This window comes from Corynebacterium timonense (genome assembly GCF_900105305.1).
GTDB lineage: Bacteria > Actinomycetota > Actinomycetes > Mycobacteriales > Mycobacteriaceae > Corynebacterium > Corynebacterium timonense.
Genome location: NZ_LT629765.1, coordinates 1309524 through 1326555, shown reverse-complemented (window position 1 = coordinate 1326555; position 17032 = coordinate 1309524). Strand labels below are relative to the sequence as shown.

Sequence of the window (17032 nt, the reverse complement as noted above, 5' to 3'; positions counted from 1 at the left end):
CCTAGCTCTCGTCGCCGTACAGGTCGTCGCCGAGGCGGCGGCGCGGGGTGGGGTCGTTGGTTGTCGGTTGGGCTCCGCGCCGGAGCAGCTCTTCGACGGTGACGGCGTTCGCCCTCGCGCGTGCCCGCCTGCTCTGGTGGGTCGTGCGCCGGTTGGTTTCTGCGGCGCGGCTGCGGTCGCGGATCTCGCGCTGCTCGATGCGCTCGTTGTTCCGCTTCATGAGCCACACGCGGAGGAACGCGATCACCGCGCACCCCGCTGTCACGGCCACCAAGACGGGGAAGAACTCGGCGAGCGGGTAGATCATTACCAACAGCGACGTGCGGGAAATGCCCGCCCCTTCGGTCGTTGTGCTCACGCGCGCCATGGCGTACCCCGCGCCGACGACGCCCGCCGCGAAGAAGAGAGGAGCGCACACGACGGAAAGGAAGAGACCTTTCACGTTGACGAGCGTGGTCACCAGCACCGAACCGGCGGCGAAGAGCACGAGGAAAGGCCAGCCGATCTGCTCCATGTAAATGGAGATGAGCGCGCCGGTGAACACGGCGGCGAAGATGATGGCGATGCCAGAGCCCGTTGGGAGCCCGACGAACGTCGCTCGTTGAGCGTGGGAGGTGCGGGATGACGGGTGTGACACGTCGGGAGATTCTACCTGTCGCGGGCGCTGCGGCGGGAGTCAGTCGCGTGTTTCTTCTGCCGCGTGTCGGGGCGAGGCGGAAACGTGGTGTAGCTCGGGGGCCCGCCCGCGGGTAGTGCGGGCAGGGATGCCCATCTCGTTGAGCTTGCGGGCGGTGACCATGACGCGGGAATCCATCGACGCGGCGCTCGCGTTGAACGCCTCCACCGCTTTCTCGAGGGAACGCCCGACGCGGTTGTAGTGCTCGCCCATCGTCCCCAGGCGCTGGTACAGCTCAGCCCCGAGGCGTTGGACCTCCTTGGCTTTGTCGTTGATCGCCTCGTAGCGCCACCCGAGGGCCACGGTGCGCAGGAGTGCGAAAAGAGTTGTGGGGGTGGCGATGACGACGTCGCGGGAGAAGGCGTAGTCCAAAAGCTCCGGGTCGATCGACAGGCCCGAGTCGAGGAAGGGGTCGGCGGGCACGAACATGACCACGAACTCCGGGGTGGGCTGGAAAGCGTCGATGTAGGCCTTGGCGGACAGCGTGTCGACGTGCTGGCGCAGCAGGTGCGCGTGGCGGCGCAGGTACGCCTCTTTTTCTTCGGGGTCGTCGGTGTTGAGCGCGTCGAGGTAGGACGAGAAGGGAACCTTGGCGTCGACGACGATGGAACGGCCGTGGGAGAGGCGGATGATCATGTCGGGGCGGACCCGGGTGCCGTCGACAAACGCCGTGCTTTGGACGTCGAAGTCGCAGTGCTCGAGCATCCCGCCGAGCTCGACGACGCGTTGCAGTTGCATCTCGCCCCACCGGCCGCGGGTATGCGGGGAGCGCAGCGCTGAGAGGAGCTGATCCGTGCGGTCCGACAGCCGCGTCGAGGTGCGCGTGATGGCTTGGACCTGGCTGGCCAGAGCTGAGTAGGCGACGGCGCGGTCTTCGTCCATGTCGTCGAGCTGCCCGGCGAGGCGCTCGAGGGCGTGCGTGACGGGGGCAAGGTCGGTGGACGGCGGGGGCGGGGTCGCGCGGCTGCGCACGGCGAGGTAGCAGGCGAGGGCCCCGAGGAGGAGGCCCGCGATGAAGACGGCCAATGCGGAGACGATGGACATGGGCAGCAGTGTGCCACAGGGGGCGGACGCTACGTGTCTTTGTTGCCGTTTTTATCGAACAGTTTTGTGAACATGCTGGTGGGTGTCAGGCGGCGCAGGCGCTCGCTGTCGCGCAGCTTGTGCCACCCGGGCTTTGTGCGGGTCGATGACGATTCTGTGGTGAACTGGCTGGCGACATTGGCGGGGGCCCACTCCCGGTCGCCTCGCCACTGCCTGCGCTCGTAGACAGATTCGCGCTCCTCCAGCTCGGCGATGGTGCGGCCCTCGTCGGTGGCGAAGTCCAGCTGATCCGCCGTCCTTTCGCCAGCGTGGATCTTCAGCATGTCGAGGATGTAGCGGTAGACCACCGCGATCATGGCGGCGGCGGGGACCGCGAGGAAAGCGCCGATAAGGCCGAACAGCCCGCCGCCGACGGTGACGGACACGAGCACGATCACCGCGTGGATGTTCATCGCGCGGGACTGCAGGACGGGCTGGAGGACGTTGCCTTCGAGCTGCTGCACCGCGATGACGATGGCCAGCACGATCAAGGCCTCGGTGAAGCCGAGTGAGACGAGGGCGACGAGCACGGCGAGCGCGCCCGCGACGACGGCGCCGACGATGGGGATGAAGCCCGCGAAGAAGGTGATCACTGCGAGGGTGAACGCCATGGGCACCCCCACGATGGCGATGCCGACGCCGATGAAAAAGGCGTCGACAAGCGAAACAAGCGCCTGGGCGCGGATGAAGCCCGAGAGCGTCTTCCACGCGCGAGTGAGCAGCTCCGTGGCGTGCAGGCCGGTCCGCCCGCCTGTCGCCGAGCGAAGCCAGGGGAGAAAGCGGTGGCCATCTTTGAGGAAGAAGAAGGTCAAGACGAGGACGACGGTCAGCGTGATCGCGACGCCAGCCGCGGTGCCGATCCCCGCGAAGACGCCGCCAGCGATGGCGCCGGCTTGGTTCTGCAGCCAATTCGCGATCTCGTTGACGGCGTTGTTCAGCTCCTCCGGGTCGATATTCAACGGCGGGCCCTGCAGCCACAACTGCAACCGTTGGATGCCTTCGAGGGCTTGCAGGTAGAGGATTTGCGAGTGGGACACGATATCCGGCGCGATGAGGGAGCCGATGAAGCCCGCGACGCCGAAAAACACGAGGATGGAGATGATCGAGGCGAGGGCGGCGGGCACCCGCCTGTGGCGCAAGAACGTCGACAGCGGCGCGAGGACGGTGCACACAATGAGTGCGAGAACGACGGGGAGGATGCCCGCCCAGAACGCGCCGATGAGCTTGCTGGCAGCGAACAGGAAAAGCGCAATGATGAGTACGCGCAGCGTGAACATCGCTGCCGACTTCAACCATTCGTTCATGACCACCCCGCGGTCGATCTGATCGTTCTCGATCTGATCGTCCGGGCGCTCCTCTTTTTCGGTATTCACCCGCACCATCATGCCCCATCGGCACGCGCTTTGCGACGTCTTCAGGGCCCCTCCGGAGACTGCGACGCACCCCGGCGGGTCGCGTCACGGCGGTGGGATAGGATGGGCGCCTGTGAGCCTAACTCTTGGAATTGTCGGTCTGCCCAATGTGGGGAAATCCACGCTCTTCAACGCGCTGACGCGTAACGACGTCCTAGCGGCGAACTACCCCTTCGCCACCATTGAGCCCAACGTGGGCCTCGTGGAACTTCCGGACCCGCGCCTGGCCCGGCTCGCGGAGATCTTCAGCTCCGAGCGCATCCTGCCCGCCACGGTCTCGTTCGTCGACATCGCGGGCATTGTGAAGGGCGCCTCGGAGGGCGAGGGCATGGGCAACGCCTTTTTGGCCAACATTCGCGAGGCCGACGCTATCTGCCAGGTGGTGCGCGCCTTTTCGGACGACAACGTCATCCACGTCGACGGGCAGGTTGACCCGGCCAGCGATATCGCCGTGATCAACACCGAGCTGATCCTCGCAGACCTGCAGACGATTGAAAAGGCCCTGCCGCGCCTGGAAAAGGAGGCGCGCAAGGACAAGGAGGTCGCCGCCACCGTCGCGGAGGTGACAAAGGCGCAGGAAGTGCTCGAGGGGGACCGCACCCTCTTCGCCGCGGGCAAGACGGGCGAGCTTGACCTGGCGCTTCTGCGCGATCTGCACCTCATGACGGCTAAGCCCTTCCTTTACGTGTTCAACTCCGACGAGGAAGTGCTCACTAACGACGCGACAAAGGACGAGCTTCGCGCTCTCGTCGCACCCGCAGAGGCCGTGTTTCTCGACGCGCAGAGCGAGACGGACCTGCTCGAGCTGGACGAGGAGGACGCCGCGGAGCTGCTCGCTGCCGTGGGGCAGGAGGAGCCGGGCCTGAACACCCTGGCCAAGGCTGGTTTCGCAACCCTCGGCCTGCAGACCTACCTCACCGCGGGGCCCAAGGAGGCGCGCGCGTGGACGATCCGCCAGGGCGACACTGCGCCGAAGGCCGCCGGGGTGATCCACTCCGACTTTGAGAAGGGCTTCATCAAGGCCGAGATTGTCAGCTTCGATGACCTCGATGAGCTGGGCTCGATGGCCGAGGCCCGCGCCCACGGCAAGGTACGCCAAGAGGGCAAGGACTACGTGATGGAAGACGGCGACGTCGTGGAGTTCAAGTTCAACGTGTAGGCCGAGGCGGCGGCGCGGCCGAGGCCGACGGAAGCGCTCCCGCTTACGCGTCCCCGGGTTTCGTATTCCCCGCGCCACGGACGTTCCGGCGGCGGGACCTCGTGGTGGGGCCGCTCCTCGCGTCGTCCGAGGCGTCGAGACCCGCCCGTTCTGTCGAGTCTCGGTGGGGGAGGTCCGCGGCCGCGGCAATCACCTTCTGGGTGGTTCGTTGGGCGTGGGTGAAGGCTGAACGCCCTGTGTGGTTCGCCGAATCAACGAATCGTTCGACCAGCGCCCGGGCCGATTGGCCGCGGCCCTGAGCCTCGAGCGGCGTCGCCTCAGGCACGCTGCCCTGGAGGTGGGAGGCGAAACCGTAGATTGTGGTGAGTATGGAGTTTGCGTTGGTGGTCATCTCCTTCGCGCGACCGTGTTTGAGGGCCCACTGAGTATCGTTGAGCGTGCCTGCTTCCCGGATCGTGGAATCGATCGCGAGCAGCCGCTCAAGCGTGGTGGCCAGTCGCGCGCCTCTCGCTTCAATGATCCCCTCTCTGTGGGCCTCCATCACGTGTGGCTCGAACTCGCTGACGTGCGCGAGTTCGAGCGCATACAGTCGGTCATGCAGATACATGCTTCGCGCGAGAACACCAACCCACAGGGGAAGGTCGTCATTGAGTTCCGCGAGGAGCGACGATACCTTTTTGGCGTTCCCTCGGTGCGCGTTGATGTGTGTGGCCGCGTCGTCGACCTGTTCGATCACGAACGACTCGATGGAGTTCAGCGACGAGCTTAGGTGGTCGATCTTGGACCACGTCGTGGCCGAGACGCTGTTGCTTCGCCGGTAGAGCTTGTCGGCCTCGTCGATGGTGTACTGGATCCCGCCGAGGTGGGCTAGGGCATCGATTTTCCGGTGCCGCAGGAGGGTGTCTAGCTTGTCGTCGATGGACTCCAAGTATCGCTTGACCTCGGCCATCGCAATCTCGATTGCGACCTGGGTGGCAATGCCCGCGATACCCATGGCCACCGCGGGGCCAGCCGGAACACGGTTGAACGAGAGGGTTGACACGATTTCGCCGGGGTTGCCGGCCGCGCCGAGGTCGCCTTTGCGGAGAACTCCCGATACGGGCCCGTTGGTGACGCGTTGCCGCAGAAGGGCGGCGGACTCCTTGGTGGGGGTGAGGTACCGCCCGGTCAGGTTTCGGTAGCGGCTGGCGGTGTCGAGCACAGCTTTGGCTCGCGATAAGACCTGGGGAGAAACGGGGCGAACATCGCCCAGGGTTCCGCTCGCGCGCGAGTCGAGGTCCGCAAGGTCGTCGGCGTCGCCAACGATGAGGATGCCGTTGTCGTCGGCGATGAACGCCAGGTCGTGAGGGGAGTGCTCCATGAGCGAGGACTATAGCGGCCGAAGCAGCAGCGTGGCGTGCCCGCGGGACGAGCCGGCACGCCGTGCGCCGGAATGTGTGACGCTTCACTCATCTTTGTGCTCCTGAGCTGCGGCATCACCATGCGCGAGTGATGAATAAACCCTACGGGGGTAACGTAGGAAGTGGCAGTGTCCATCGTTCATTCAGAAAAGGCACATAAGAAAGGACAATGAGATGAAGGCTGTTCGGTTGTACGGAGCAAAGGATCTGCGCGTCGACGAGGTGGAGGAGCCCGGCGCCCCCGACAAGGGCTGGGTGAGCTTGGACGTGGGCTGGGCTGGCATCTGCGGCAGCGACCTCCACCTTTACCAGGACGGCCCGTCCTACCCGGTGACCCCGGATGAGGACCGCGAACAGCCGGTGACCGGCGCATCCCTTCCGATCACGCTGGGCCACGAGTTTTCCGGCACCGTCACCGCCGTCGGTGAGGGCGTCGAGGACCTCAAGGAAGGCGACCGTGTCGCAGTCATGGCAGGCGTATGGTGCGGCGAGTGCGTGGCCTGCAAGGCGGGCAAGACTAACCTCTGCCAGAAGGTCTGGGGCCTCGGCCTGTCCGGCTGGGGCGGTGGCCTGAGCGCGGCCGTGAACGTGCCGGCTCAGGTTGCCGTGCCCGTCGGGGACATGGAGCTTGAGCACGCGGCAATGATTGAGCCGCTGTCTGTGTCCACGCACGCCGTGCGCCTGGCCGGCGTCGAAGAAGGCGACGTTGTCGTCGTCGGCGGTGCTGGGCCGATCGGCGTCTTCGTCGCGGCTGTGGCGACCGCGCGCGGTGCCCGGGTCATCATTTCCGAGCCCAACGCCGCCCGCCGCGAGCTGGCGCTGAAGACTGGTGTCGCAGCGGTGGGTGTCAACCCGACGGAGGAGGACCTGCTCGAGGTGGTCAAGGAGAACAGCGACGGCTTGCTTGCCGACGTCGCCTTCGACTGCGCCGGTGTCATCCCCGTGATCCACGAGCTCGCGGGCACCCTTCACCCGGGCGGCCACCTGCAGCTCGTCGCCATCCCGGGCAAGCCCTTGGAGCTCGACGTGCTCAAGGACCTCCACCGCACCGAGATCGTCGTTCAGGGCGCCTACGGCTACACCCGCAGGGACTACGACGAGGCAATCGAGGCCGTGCAGTCCGGCCGCATCGATCTCGATCCGTACATCACCGCCAAGATCGCCCCGGATGATGTTGTGGAGAAGGGCTTCGCGGCCCTGCTTGACAAGGATGGCACGTCCGTCAAGATCCTGGTCGCCCCCGAGCGCTAGGAAGAGAGCGCTGACGACGACGCCCTGACCGACGTCTGGGCTACCGCGGCCGCTTGGCCGTGACCCAGACGTCGATTTCTGCCGTGACCGGCTCGACGCCTGCGTCGTCGACAATCTGGCAGGTGATGGTGACCAGCTGGCCGCCGCTCTCGCGGGTGATGGCGGAGAAATCGGGGAAGTCCGCGGTCGCGGTGACTGTCAGGCCACCCGTGGACTTCGCGGGGTAATCCGCCCGCATGCCGCGGGGGATCCAGCGGTGCGTCGGGGGCACCGTCGTTTCGCACAGCAGGCCCATCGCGGCTTCGGCGCCGTTGAGCGCAGCGATGACGTGGAAGGTCCCGATGTGGTTCTTCACGCCCCACCACTTACCCAGGCGGATCACCGCGCGCTCGCCGGGGGTCACCTCTCGGACCCGGGGGAGCACGGTGCGGAAGTACGGGGCCTTGAGCGAGTAGAAGGCGGAAAACACGCCCCGCTTGAGGGCGCTATCGCTGAATTTCTCCCACAGCGCGGCTGTGGGGTTGGCGGTGTCGTGGTGCGTCTCGGGCGCGGCCGATGCGGGCTGGGTTGTGTGCGTCATAACCGGACATGATAGTGATGCGCATCGCGCCGCGGGCCGATGTGGTAGTCATGCGGCTCGCGCCCGCGGCGCGCCAGCCCCGGTGGCGCGTCCCCGTTTACGCGTCGTTGCGCTCGCTTTCGTCGACGCTCTCGGGCGCCTCCTCGCCGTAGCCGAGGTGGGAGCCGGTGTCCTGTGCGAGCTGGTCGTCGTCCTTGTCCACCGGCTTGTTCGTGCTGTCTTCGGAGGAGTAACCGGGCTTAGCGGGGTCGTTGTGCATGGCGTTCCTTTCCCTGTTGAGCTTTTTCGTACGTCGATGTCGTGGGTAGCCCATGCTACGCCTGTGTGCGGTCCTGCGGGAGGGCGTCCGGGCGTGCGGGTCACGCGCGGCGGCCAGGAAAGTGTGCTGTTATATACAGGTTGTTTGCTGCCAACGTTGAAGGTGTAGATATGCAACTGACTCGCTCGCTCCCCGCAGCCCTGGCCACTGTGACCGCCCTGACCCTGTCGCTCGCCCCCGCCGCCCACGCGGTGTCTGCGGATGCCTCCGCGGGCGGCCCGATTTACCGCGTGGTCACGGGGGTGGGCTCGGATGCGACGAGTGTCAACTTCTCGTGGCGCTCACACCACGCGGGCAACGAGGTGGTGCGCGTGGCCCCAGCCGCGAACCCGGAGGCGGTCCGCGAGACGGTGGCCCGCGACGCCGACTTCGGGGCGATTGCTTACCGCTCGCGGTTCGCCGACGTCTCCGGCCTCGAGCCAGGGGTGACCTACACCTACCAGATCGGCTCGGAGGACGGCGGCTGGAGCACGCCGGAGAGCTTTACGATCGACGATGGCGACGGCACGTGGAGCTTCCTCGCGCTTGCCGACGCCCAGATCGGCGTGAACCTGGGAGTGTCGAACCAGGCCGCGACGTGGCGCGCGACGCTTGCACGCGCCACGAATGCCCGCCCGGATTCCTCGTTCGTGCTGAGCCTTGGGGACCAGGTCGAGGGGTGGGGGGACCTGATTGGCCCGCTCGGGCAATACAACGCGTTCTTCTCGGCGCCCCAGCTGCGCCAGTTCGTGTCGCGGCGCTTGAGGGCAACCACGAGGTTCTCCCATCGCCCCTGGCGCGCAGGCACTTCAAGGAGCACTGGAACCTGCCGAACGAGGTGGCCGATACCTCCCATTACTTCTTCGAGCAGAACAACGCCCTGTTCATCGCCCTGAACTCTAACCGGAAGGACGACGCTGGCCTGCAGGAGCAGGCTCAGTTCGTCCGCGACACCGTGGCCGCCCACGGCGAGGGCAAGGACTGGATCATCGTGGCCAACCACTTCGCGTTCTACTCCCAGGGCGGGCGGTACACCACCGAGGAGATCGCGCGTATGCGCGAGGTCCTCGGCCCCGTGTTTAGCGAGGTCGGCGTGGACCTCGTGCTCAACGGCCACGACCACATGCACAACCGCTCGCACCTCATCAACGGCCTCGAGCCGAAGGTGCCCGCCGTGGACGCCGCCCCCGGGGATGTGCTCTACCCGGAGAAGGGCGATGTCCTCTACCTCACCCTGAATACCGCGGTCGGCGGAAAATACTACGACTACCAGGGCATCGACGGCGCAAAGTACCCGGACATGACGTTGGAAGAATCCCGCGCCAAGGGCCTGAACCACCCGACGATCGCCCTGTGGAACCAGGACCGCACCCCGGACTACTCCATCATCGACGTCACCCCCACCACGGTGCAGGTGCGCAGCGTCAACGCTGCGGACGACACGCTTGTCGACGCCGTCACGCTCGTCCGACACACCCCGGCCGCCTCCACCGACCCGGGTTCGTCTAACTCGTCCGGTTCCTCCGCCGCCGGGATCGGCGCCGCTATCGCGGCGGTCGTTCTCGGGGTCCTCGGGGTCCTCGGGGTCCTCGGCGTGCTCGGGGCCGCGGCCTTCGGACCGGGCCTGCCGCGGTTCTAGGACAGTTTGGGCCTCACACCTCGGTCGTTACAGCTCGCGCAGGTAGGCGTACATCTCCGAGCCGGACTCGGGGTCGCGATTGGAGTAGCCGTGGCGCTCGTAAAAGCGCCTCGCGCCCGTGTCCTCGGCGTCAACGTTGATGTGGAGCTCCCGGCACCCGCGTCGGGTGAGTTCCTCCTCGGCGCGCGCGAGCAGGAGCGAGCCGACGCCGCCGGAACGGTGGGCGGGGCGGACGTAGAGCTCGTCGAGCACCGCAAGCGGGCCGTCCCAGTACGGGGTGGGGCGCAGGGTGACCAGAGCGAAACCGACGTCCGGATCCGCGAGGACCGCGAAGGCGGCGGGGGTAGCGAGGAGCCGGCCGAAGCGTCCGGCGAGCTCGCTGTGGCCGGGAGCGGCGCTGCCGAACTCGGCGTTGAAATCGCGGAGAAGGGTGGCGAGCGCCGGGGCGTCGTCACGGCGGGCGAGCCTAATCATCAGAGGCCTTTCGGTCGTAGCGTGCGGTGCCGCCGAGGCTCGCGGCCCACGCGTCGCCACGGAAGACGGCTCGGCCAGTATAGGTGAGCGGCTGGTCGGAGGCGGCGAGCACGATGTTGCCGTAGGCGCGGCCGTCGAGCATGTCGGCGGTGCTGATCGCGGCGACGTGGTCGAACACCTCACGCAGGCCGGCGAGTTCCGAGCGGGTCTCGGGGAGCCCGGAGCGGTCGCCGACGTTCGCCGCGTAGACCCCTCCCGGGGCGAGAGCGCGGCGCACGGCTCGGAAAAACTCGACGGTGGTCAGGGGGCGCGGCGTCGCGGGCCCGGAAAAGACGTCGCGGACGATGGCGTCCACGGAGCCTGGCGCAAGGGCGTGGGTGAACGTGCGGGCGTCCGCCACGACGAGCTCCACGTCCGGGTCGAAGGCCCAGCGCACAAGCCGGGCTAGCTCCGCGTCGATCTCCACGGCGACGGTGCGCCCCTGCCAGCGCTGGCGGGCGTAGGAGGGCAGGGCGCAGGCGGCGGCGCCGAGGTGGACTGTGGTGGAGGGTGGGGAGGCGTCGAGAAGCTGGGCGATCCACTCCATGTAGTCGAAGCTCAAGACCTCGGGCGCGCCGAGGACGACATGGGAGCTCGGCACGTCGTTGACCTCGAGGATGTAGGCGCCGTCGCGTGCGGGGTCCGCGACGATGCGCGCGGTGCCCGTCGAGGTGGGGTAGGTGCCCTCGATGCGCCGCGTTGGATGCCGCGGTTTGCGCTGCTGCATAGAAGACTATTGTGGTCAGGCATGACGACGTTGCGCCACGCTACCCCCGCAGACAAGCAGGCCGTCATCGACGTGTGGGATGCCTCCGGGATCACGCAGGAATGGAACGACCCGCCGCGCGACTTCGACAATGCGCTGGCCACGCCCACGTGCGCGGTGATCGTCGCCGAGGGAGAGGGGGGCATCGAGGCGGCGATCATCGCGGGCTACGACGGCCACATGGGCTGGATCCACATGACCGGAGTGCTGCCCAGCTGCCAGGGCCGCGGAATCGGGCGCTTGCTCGCGGAGGGCGCCCAGGAGTTCCTGCGCGAGCAGGGGGCGGATACCGCGTGCCTCATGATTGCGCCGGGGAACGACAACGGCGTGGCCTTCTGGGAGCGCGTGGGCTTTCACCAATTCGACGCCCCTGTGTGGGGCCTTTCCCTCAACGGCGAGGGGGCTTAGCCCCCCTCGCCCCACGAGCGCGTGGGGGCGAAGAAGAGCGCCACGGCGGCGCCCGCGAGGATCACGGCGGCCGGCACCCACAGGGAGGCCGACATGGCCTGCGAGAAGGGCTCGTGGAGCGCGGCCGGCAGGGGCCCCGCGTGGGTGGGGGCGCCGGCCACCCCAGGGCCGATGCGCGCACTGAGCTGCGTGGACATCGCTGCCGCGATGGAGGCCGAGCCGATGACGGCCCCGACTTGGCGGAGAGTGTTGTACACCGAGGACCCCGCGCCGGCCAGCCGCGGGGTGAGGTTGCGGGTGGCGATCATCGACAACGGCCCCCACATCATCGAGTTGCCCAGGCCGGAGACGACCGAGACGCCGAGCATCCACACCGGGCTGAGCTCCGGGGTGGCCAGAAGCGCCGTCAATGCCACCGACACGCCGGTGAGCGTGAGCCCGGCGATGGCGAAGGGCTTGGGCGGGTGGGTGTTGGTGAGCGACCCGATCCAGGGGGACAACAGCCCGGACACGAGGCCCGTGGGAAGGATGAGCAACGCCGCCTGGGTGGGGGTGAGGGCAGGGACCGACTGGGTGTAGATCATCCAGGGGATCATGTGCGTGGACATGGTAAAGCCCACGGTGGCGATGGTGAGCGCGGCCAGGGAGAAGTTGCGGTCGCCGAAGAGCTCGAGCGGCACGAGGGCGTCGCGCCTCGTGCGCGCCTGCGACCACACGAAGACAGCGAGGAGCGCGGCACCGCCCGCGATGAGGCCGATGGCCCGCGCGTCCCAGTTCAGCCGGTCGCCTTCCTGGATACCGAAGATCAGCCCGAACATACCCGCCGAGCTCACAGCAACCCCCGGCCAATCGAAGTTGCGGGCGAAGCGCTCGAGCGCGGGCACGTGAACCCAGGCGAGGGCGAGGCCGGCCACACCGACTGGCACGTTGATGTAGAAGATCCACGGCCACCCGGCGGCGTCGACAAGCAGTCCGCCGAGCAGCGGGCCCGTCACGGTAGCCAGGCCGGCGGTCGCGCCCCACACGCCCATCGCGCCGCCGCGCTCGTTGGGGGCGAAGGTCCGGATCATCACCGACATCGTCTGCGGCGTCACCATCGCCCCGCCCAGTCCTTGGACAGCGCGGGCGACGATGAGGGCCTCGATCGACCCGGCGAGGCCGCAGGCCAGCGAAGAGGCGGTGAACAGCGCGAGCCCGGTGAGGTAGAGCGTCCGCGGGCCGAAGCGGTCGCCGAGACGCCCCGTGATGAGAAGCGGCACGGCGTAGGCGAGAAGGTACGCGCTGTTGACCCAGATGACCTCGTTGTAGCTGGCGTCAAGGCCCGCGGTGATGGCGGGGATGGCCACCGAGACGATCGTCGAGTCCACGAGGATCATGAAAAACCCCGGCATCATGGACACGAGGGCTGGCCATGGGGAGGTGCGCTCGGTGGTGGTCACCGACCGAACTTTACAGTGCGGCCGGTGGGGCGTCGATAAGCGCGGCTAGAACGGCGAGAAACGGCTGACGAGGTCGGCGACCTGCGCGGGGAAGAGCGAGGCGACGAGGGCGCCGAGGCCGAGCAGGCCGAGCACGCTGATGAGCGCGATGTGCAGCGGGCTCAACGAGCCGGCATCCGCGGCGGGCACTTCGGTGACCTCGACGTCGCTGTTGTCGGCCGTTGGCGCCTCGGTGAGACCGAAGAAGACGTCCAGGCCGGTCACGTTGAACTGGGTCGCGTTGTAGCGCGCGTTGGTCGAGGTGTTCCACTGCGAGATGACGATATCCATTTTTGCCAAGGTGGAACCGGGCACGATGTAGCCGCCGTACAGCTGGGAGAAGTTTGCCGGGGACTGCGTGGTGCGCCACGGGCCGTTCTTGGCCACCACGGCGGCGGGCACGTCATTCCAGTCGCGCGCCAGCTCGGGCGAGGCCCGGACCTCGATCTGTAGCGTCTGCGCGTTGAACATCACGAGCACCCAGTGCCCGTCGATGTAGCGCAGGTTCATCTCGCCCGCCTTCACGCCCGTGCTCAGGATGGGCGTGCCGTGGTCGGACCAGGTCCCCGTGGTCGGGTCGAACAGCTGCCACGTGGTGCGGTCGCCGATCTGTTCGGGGCGGAAACGCGACAGGTACACCGAGTCCGTGCGTGTGAAGCTGGAGGAGACCACGTAGATGTAGCCGTCGGCGCCGCGCTCCCAGGAGATGAGGTTGCCCATCCCGCCCATGTAGTCGGCGCTCGTGGTTCCCACAGAGTCCCAGGTGGCCCCGTTGTCGGTGGACTTCCAGATTTCGGTGTACTGGACGTTGCCGATCCCACGGTTCCACATTCCCTGCATGTAGAGAGTCCCGTCGAGGTTGATCACGTCCGAGGGGATCAGCGTGAGGATGTCGCCGTCTGCGCGCTCGTAGGGGATCAGCTGGTTCACGCGGTTGCCCTGGTTGAGGGGGCGCAGGATCTCGACGACGCCGTTGGCGAGCTGGGCGACGACGCCGACGGGGCTCATCCATTCGCCGGCGCCCAAGGTGGCGCCGCGGAAGGAGTCGCCGAAAATGAGGGCGAAATCTCCGCCGTTCCCCAGCGGGGCCATAACGCCGAGGTCGCCGGAGCGAAATCCCACGTGGTCGGAGAGGCCACGCCCGAGCAGGTCGCCCATGATCCGCACGATAACCCCGCCCGGCATTTCCACCGGCGTGCCTGGCTCCTTGGGGTGGGTGTCGGAGTTATCCACGCGCCCAGAGCTTCCCAGCACCGACGAGGCCGTTGACGATAACGAGCTCTGCGCGCCCGCCGACGGGGCCGTCACTAGGGACAAGGTTGTGGCGCCCGCGACGAGCAGGGCAAGGGAGCGGGAGGGGAAACGCATGACAGCCTCGCTTTTAATTCAAACGGGGAAACATCATGACTGTAGCACCCTTTCCGTCGTCGCACCGCTAATCGACGAGCCGGTGGCGCCCCTCCGATACCCGGCCGTCCGCCTGGCGCCGCAACCGCACCTTCTCCACCTCGCTGAGGTACCGGCCCGCCGACACGCTCCACGACTTCGTCGGCGTGAAATCGACGCTCGGGGCAGGCGGCGTGGACACGCGCCGGGCGCCCCCCTCGCCGGTGAGGTACGCGGCGACGTCCTCCCCGGCCGTGGTCACGGCCCACGTGCCGTCCGGGAACTGGGTCACCTCCGCCCCCGTTGCGGGATCGGGCCGGGGGCCGAGGCGCGGCAGTGCCGCCGCTTCCGCGGTGGCCGACGCCTGGGCGTCGAGGTCGAGCCCGACCATCCCGTCGAGGAAATGCGCGCGGGCGGAGAAGGCGGCGGCGGGGGCGTCGCGAAGCAGGGGAGCAACGGCACCCGAGTCCTCGTCAGGGAGGTGGCCAAGGACGCGTCCGCCGAGCGTGACCACCACGGTGCCGTCGAGCAGCTGCAGCCCGACGAGCCATTGCCCCGGCGAGGCCGCGGCGATCTCGGCGGCCGAAACCTCGCCCGAGGAGGTGTCCACCGGGAACATGTCGCCCGGCGGAAGCACGCGCGAGCCGGAGGGCGCGTCGTTGCGCGGGACAGCGAGCGGCGCCGGGGGGAAAAACACCGAGACCCCGAACAAGCCGCTGTCGCGGTCGAGGCGCACCCCAGCGAGTGTCTCGGGCACAAGGCCAGCGGCGTAGACCGCGTGGATGTCCAAGAAGCGCCCACGGTCCGCAGCGTCGATCTCGCCGAGGATCCCGCCCGCGTAGCGCACGCGCCACGCCCCGCCGACCGGGTCCGGCTGCAACGCCACATCGATGTAGCGCGTGGCCCTGCTGCCCGCGTCCGCCGTAAAATCCGAAAAAAGCGTCGCCTGCACAAGTTTTTGCACCGGTACTTCCACCGCAGCGCCCCATGCGGAGGGGGACAGAACGTAGTGCTCCGAGGCCATAGCCTGACTCCTTCGCTTGGTTATGCGCGGGCGGGTAGGTACCTGAGCCATTGTAGGGAGTGCGCAGCGCGGGGCGGGCGTACGTGGTGGGAGCCCAAAAGAGCTCCCCGAGCCGCGAGGGACTCGGGGAGCGGGGGATCAGGGGGTAGCTAGACGCCGGAAGTTTCCTGCTCGTCGGCGTCCGCGTCGGCCTTCTCCTGGTGGAAGGTGCCCGGCGTGTGCTCCGGCGGCGCGTAGATGGAGTACAGCTTGGCCGTTTCATCGAACTCGTTGACGAAGTTGTGCCACTTGCCGGCGGGGACGAAGATCGCGTCGTCGTCCTCGACGACCTGGTCAACCTCGAGGTCGTTCTCGCTGGTGCCGATCTGGGCGCGCAGCTTCCCGGCCTCGAGGCGCAGGAACTGGTCGTGGCCGTCGTGGATCTCGGCGCCGATCTCGCCCCCCGGCGGGATGGACATGACGGTCAGCTGGAGGTTCGTGCCCGTCCACAGGGTGTCGCGGAAGGCGTCGTTGTCAACGGTCGCTTTTTCCACGTTCATGACAAAGGGGCCGGGGCCGTGGTCAGTGCGCAGTGCGTCAGACATAATCAGTTCCTTACGTAGTGCTCCCCGCGGCAGGCGGCGCGGCTACGTCCGGTCGTATCCCCCAGTCGTAGCCGAGTCGCCTGCCGCAGGCTGTGTCCGGTACACCACCCACCATAGTGATTCCCGGCTCGCGCGGAGCTGGCCTCGGTTCCGCCACCGCGTGAGGGGGGAACGTCCGCAGGTCAACGCCGGCGGCGACGGCGTCGCGCGGGCCGGCAGGGGAGAGCTCTGTTACGCACTCTGCTTCTCGGCGACCCTCGCCCCAGCCGCCTTCTTCACCGCGGCAACCACCCCGAGGATGAGGAACCCGACGATCAGCCCCGCCACGAGGGAGACGCCCGTGTCGACGAGCCAGCCCGCGATGCCGCCGCCGACGGCCTCGACGCCGCGTTCGATCAGGTCGTGCGGCCAGTGCCAGCCGACAACCTCGTGGAGGCCGCGAATAATAAGGTGCCCGCCGACCCAGAGCATGGCCACGGTGCCGACGACACCGATCGCGGAAAGAACGTACGGCATGCCCTTGACTAGGGCGCGACCGACGCCCGAGCCGCGTCCACGGCGGATCATGCCGTGGCCGATGTCGTCGATTTTCACCAGGAGCGCCACCGCGCCGTAGACGGCGAGCGTGATCACGAGCGCCACGGCGATCAGGACGGCAGCCTCCATCACGATAGGCTGGTCCTTGACCTCGTCGAGGGCGATGATCATGATCTCCGCGGACAGAATGAGGTCGGTGGTGATAGCGCTTGTGACCAGTGCGTCCTCGTCCTCAGGGGACTTGTTTACCGCGTGCTCTTCGTCCTCGTGCGCCGAGCGCGGCGAGAGTTTGTGGGCGATCTTTTCGGCGCCCTCGAAGCACAGGTAGGCGCCGCCGACCATGAGGATAGGCACCAGCGCCCACGGCGCGACGGCGTTGAGGAGCAGCGCGAGCGGCAGGATGATGAGTAGCTTGTTGCGCAACGACCCCTTTGTGATGCGCCAGATCATCGGCAGCTCGCGCGCCGGGGTGACGCCCGCGACGTATTGGGGGGTCACGGCGGCGTCGTCGATGACGACACCGGCGGCCTTGGTGGAGGTTTTCGCTGCCATCGCGGCGACGTCGTCGACAGATGAGGCGGCGCTGCGCGCGATAAGTGCGACGTCGTCAAGCAGAGCAAGGAGACCACCGGGCATGGGAGGCACCTTTCGGTCAGGGGTGGGGCACCCGGGAAGAACAAGGACTTACTTTAGCGCGCGGAGAGGGGAAGAACACGTCTGAACGTGTGACGTCGGCCGCGCGTATCGACGCCGTACCCGGCGCCGCGCCCGCTGCGCGCTGCCTCCGCTGAGGCCGCGGGGCCCGGCGGGCGGGGGGGGGAGCGCCGCTACCCCCGTT

The 17032-nt window shown here is 67.7% G+C and carries 17 protein-coding genes and 1 pseudogene; 5 read left to right on the top strand and 13 right to left on the bottom strand.

Features of this window, described 5'->3' with window-relative positions; genetic code table 11:
* Window position 1: 1 nt before the first annotated feature.
* Genes BLT81_RS06240 through BLT81_RS06230 form a run of 3 tightly spaced genes read right to left on the bottom strand, consistent with a single transcriptional unit; the run spans window position 2 to window position 3141 of the window.
* Window positions 2-637, bottom strand: coding sequence for a DUF6542 domain-containing protein (locus BLT81_RS06240; RefSeq protein WP_019194105.1), 636 nt, complete (start codon window positions 635-637; stop codon window positions 2-4).
* A gap of 39 nt (window positions 638-676) precedes the next feature.
* The gene (locus BLT81_RS06235) at window positions 677-1720 is read right to left on the bottom strand and encodes a DNA recombination protein RmuC (protein WP_019194104.1); all 1044 of its coding nucleotides are present in this window, start codon (window positions 1718-1720) and stop codon (window positions 677-679) included.
* Window positions 1721-1749: 29 nt separating this feature from the next.
* Window positions 1750-3141: an AI-2E family transporter gene (locus tag BLT81_RS06230; protein ID WP_231286620.1), complete on the bottom strand. Its 1392-nt coding sequence runs from the start codon at window positions 3139-3141 to the stop codon at window positions 1750-1752.
* A gap of 103 nt (window positions 3142-3244) precedes the next feature.
* Between BLT81_RS06230 and ychF the strand changes: the two genes are divergently transcribed.
* Window positions 3245-4330, top strand: a complete 1086-nt coding sequence (gene ychF, locus BLT81_RS06225; RefSeq protein ID WP_040421259.1) for a redox-regulated ATPase YchF — start codon at window positions 3245-3247, stop codon at window positions 4328-4330.
* A gap of 43 nt (window positions 4331-4373) precedes the next feature.
* Here the strand turns inward: ychF and BLT81_RS06220 are convergent, their stop codons facing one another.
* A complete protein-coding gene (locus BLT81_RS06220; RefSeq protein WP_019194101.1) occupies window positions 4374-5690 on the bottom strand; it encodes a hypothetical protein in 1317 nt (438 codons plus the stop codon).
* Window positions 5691-5904: 214 nt separating this feature from the next.
* Between BLT81_RS06220 and BLT81_RS06215 the strand changes: the two genes are divergently transcribed.
* A complete protein-coding gene (locus BLT81_RS06215) occupies window positions 5905-6981 on the top strand; it encodes an alcohol dehydrogenase catalytic domain-containing protein (protein ID WP_019194100.1) in 1077 nt (358 codons plus the stop codon).
* 40 nt (window positions 6982-7021) lie between these two features.
* Here the strand turns inward: BLT81_RS06215 and BLT81_RS06210 are convergent, their stop codons facing one another.
* Both BLT81_RS06210 and BLT81_RS12640 read right to left on the bottom strand, forming a co-directional pair.
* Window positions 7022-7561 (bottom strand): hotdog fold domain-containing protein, encoded by a 540-nt coding sequence (locus BLT81_RS06210; RefSeq protein WP_019194099.1) that lies wholly within the window; start codon window positions 7559-7561, stop codon window positions 7022-7024.
* A 97-nt stretch (window positions 7562-7658) separates the two neighbouring features.
* Complete coding sequence (locus BLT81_RS12640) at window positions 7659-7820, bottom strand: hypothetical protein (RefSeq protein WP_019194098.1); 162 nt, start codon at window positions 7818-7820, stop codon at window positions 7659-7661.
* Between the two features lie 170 nt (window positions 7821-7990).
* Here BLT81_RS12640 and BLT81_RS13265 point away from each other — a divergent pair.
* Window positions 7991-8356 (top strand): annotated as a pseudogene (locus BLT81_RS13265) (fibronectin type III domain-containing protein); the annotation flags it as partial.
* Window positions 8357-8388: 32 nt separating this feature from the next.
* Window positions 8389-9498, top strand: a complete 1110-nt coding sequence (locus BLT81_RS12935) for a metallophosphoesterase family protein (protein ID WP_331271100.1) — start codon at window positions 8389-8391, stop codon at window positions 9496-9498.
* Window positions 9499-9525: 27 nt separating this feature from the next.
* Here BLT81_RS12935 and BLT81_RS06195 read toward each other — a convergent pair whose 3' ends face one another.
* Both BLT81_RS06195 and BLT81_RS06190 read right to left on the bottom strand, forming a co-directional pair.
* Window positions 9526-9972, bottom strand: a complete 447-nt coding sequence (locus BLT81_RS06195) for a GNAT family N-acetyltransferase (protein WP_019194097.1) — start codon at window positions 9970-9972, stop codon at window positions 9526-9528.
* A complete protein-coding gene (locus BLT81_RS06190) occupies window positions 9965-10738 on the bottom strand; it encodes a spermidine synthase (RefSeq protein ID WP_019194096.1) in 774 nt (257 codons plus the stop codon). Before BLT81_RS06190 ends, BLT81_RS06195 begins: the two co-directional genes overlap by 8 nt.
* Before the next feature lie 21 nt (window positions 10739-10759).
* Between BLT81_RS06190 and BLT81_RS06185 the strand changes: the two genes are divergently transcribed.
* A complete protein-coding gene (locus BLT81_RS06185) occupies window positions 10760-11185 on the top strand; it encodes a GNAT family N-acetyltransferase (RefSeq protein ID WP_019194095.1) in 426 nt (141 codons plus the stop codon).
* Here BLT81_RS06185 and BLT81_RS06180 read toward each other — a convergent pair.
* From BLT81_RS06180 to BLT81_RS06160, 5 genes are all read right to left on the bottom strand, one after another.
* Window positions 11182-12624: a DHA2 family efflux MFS transporter permease subunit gene (locus BLT81_RS06180; protein ID WP_019194094.1), complete on the bottom strand. Its 1443-nt coding sequence runs from the start codon at window positions 12622-12624 to the stop codon at window positions 11182-11184. The genes BLT81_RS06185 and BLT81_RS06180 overlap by 4 nt on opposite strands.
* A 45-nt stretch (window positions 12625-12669) precedes the next feature.
* Window positions 12670-14031 carry a DUF4185 domain-containing protein gene (locus BLT81_RS06175; RefSeq protein WP_081582910.1) on the bottom strand — a complete coding sequence of 454 codons (1362 nt, stop codon included), beginning with the start codon at window positions 14029-14031 and terminating at the stop codon, window positions 12670-12672.
* A 67-nt stretch (window positions 14032-14098) separates the two neighbouring features.
* Window positions 14099-15073, bottom strand: a complete 975-nt coding sequence (locus BLT81_RS06170) for a hypothetical protein (protein WP_019194092.1) — start codon at window positions 15071-15073, stop codon at window positions 14099-14101.
* Between the two features lie 149 nt (window positions 15074-15222).
* On the bottom strand, window positions 15223-15657 hold the full coding sequence (locus BLT81_RS06165) for a cupin domain-containing protein (protein ID WP_019194091.1): 435 nt from the start codon (window positions 15655-15657) through the stop codon (window positions 15223-15225).
* Between the two features lie 231 nt (window positions 15658-15888).
* Window positions 15889-16830 (bottom strand): DUF808 domain-containing protein, encoded by a 942-nt coding sequence (locus tag BLT81_RS06160; protein WP_019194090.1) that lies wholly within the window; start codon window positions 16828-16830, stop codon window positions 15889-15891.
* Between the last annotated feature and the right edge of the window lie 202 nt (window positions 16831-17032).

Excerpts from the sequence above, each read along its gene's own strand:
- BLT81_RS06235 (WP_019194104.1), bottom strand. The coding sequence starts at position 1,720 with ATGTCCATCGTCTCCGCATTGGCCGTCTTCATCGCGGGCCTCCTCCTC.
- BLT81_RS06230 (WP_231286620.1), bottom strand. The coding sequence starts at position 3,141 with ATGGTGCGGGTGAATACCGAAAAAGAGGAGCGCCCGGACGATCAGATC.
- BLT81_RS06220 (WP_019194101.1), bottom strand. The coding sequence starts at position 5,690 with ATGGAGCACTCCCCTCACGACCTGGCGTTCATCGCCGACGACAACGGC.
- BLT81_RS06215 (WP_019194100.1), top strand. The coding sequence starts at position 5,905 with ATGAAGGCTGTTCGGTTGTACGGAGCAAAGGATCTGCGCGTCGACGAG.
- BLT81_RS06210 (WP_019194099.1), bottom strand. The coding sequence starts at position 7,561 with ATGACGCACACAACCCAGCCCGCATCGGCCGCGCCCGAGACGCACCAC.
- BLT81_RS12640 (WP_019194098.1), bottom strand. The coding sequence starts at position 7,820 with ATGCACAACGACCCCGCTAAGCCCGGTTACTCCTCCGAAGACAGCACG.
- BLT81_RS06195 (WP_019194097.1), bottom strand. The coding sequence starts at position 9,972 with ATGATTAGGCTCGCCCGCCGTGACGACGCCCCGGCGCTCGCCACCCTT.
- BLT81_RS06190 (WP_019194096.1), bottom strand. The coding sequence starts at position 10,738 with ATGCAGCAGCGCAAACCGCGGCATCCAACGCGGCGCATCGAGGGCACC.
- BLT81_RS06185 (WP_019194095.1), top strand. The coding sequence starts at position 10,760 with ATGACGACGTTGCGCCACGCTACCCCCGCAGACAAGCAGGCCGTCATC.
- BLT81_RS06175 (WP_081582910.1), bottom strand. The coding sequence starts at position 14,031 with ATGCGTTTCCCCTCCCGCTCCCTTGCCCTGCTCGTCGCGGGCGCCACA.
- BLT81_RS06170 (WP_019194092.1), bottom strand. The coding sequence starts at position 15,073 with ATGGCCTCGGAGCACTACGTTCTGTCCCCCTCCGCATGGGGCGCTGCG.
- BLT81_RS06165 (WP_019194091.1), bottom strand. The coding sequence starts at position 15,657 with ATGTCTGACGCACTGCGCACTGACCACGGCCCCGGCCCCTTTGTCATG.
- BLT81_RS06160 (WP_019194090.1), bottom strand. The coding sequence starts at position 16,830 with ATGCCCGGTGGTCTCCTTGCTCTGCTTGACGACGTCGCACTTATCGCG.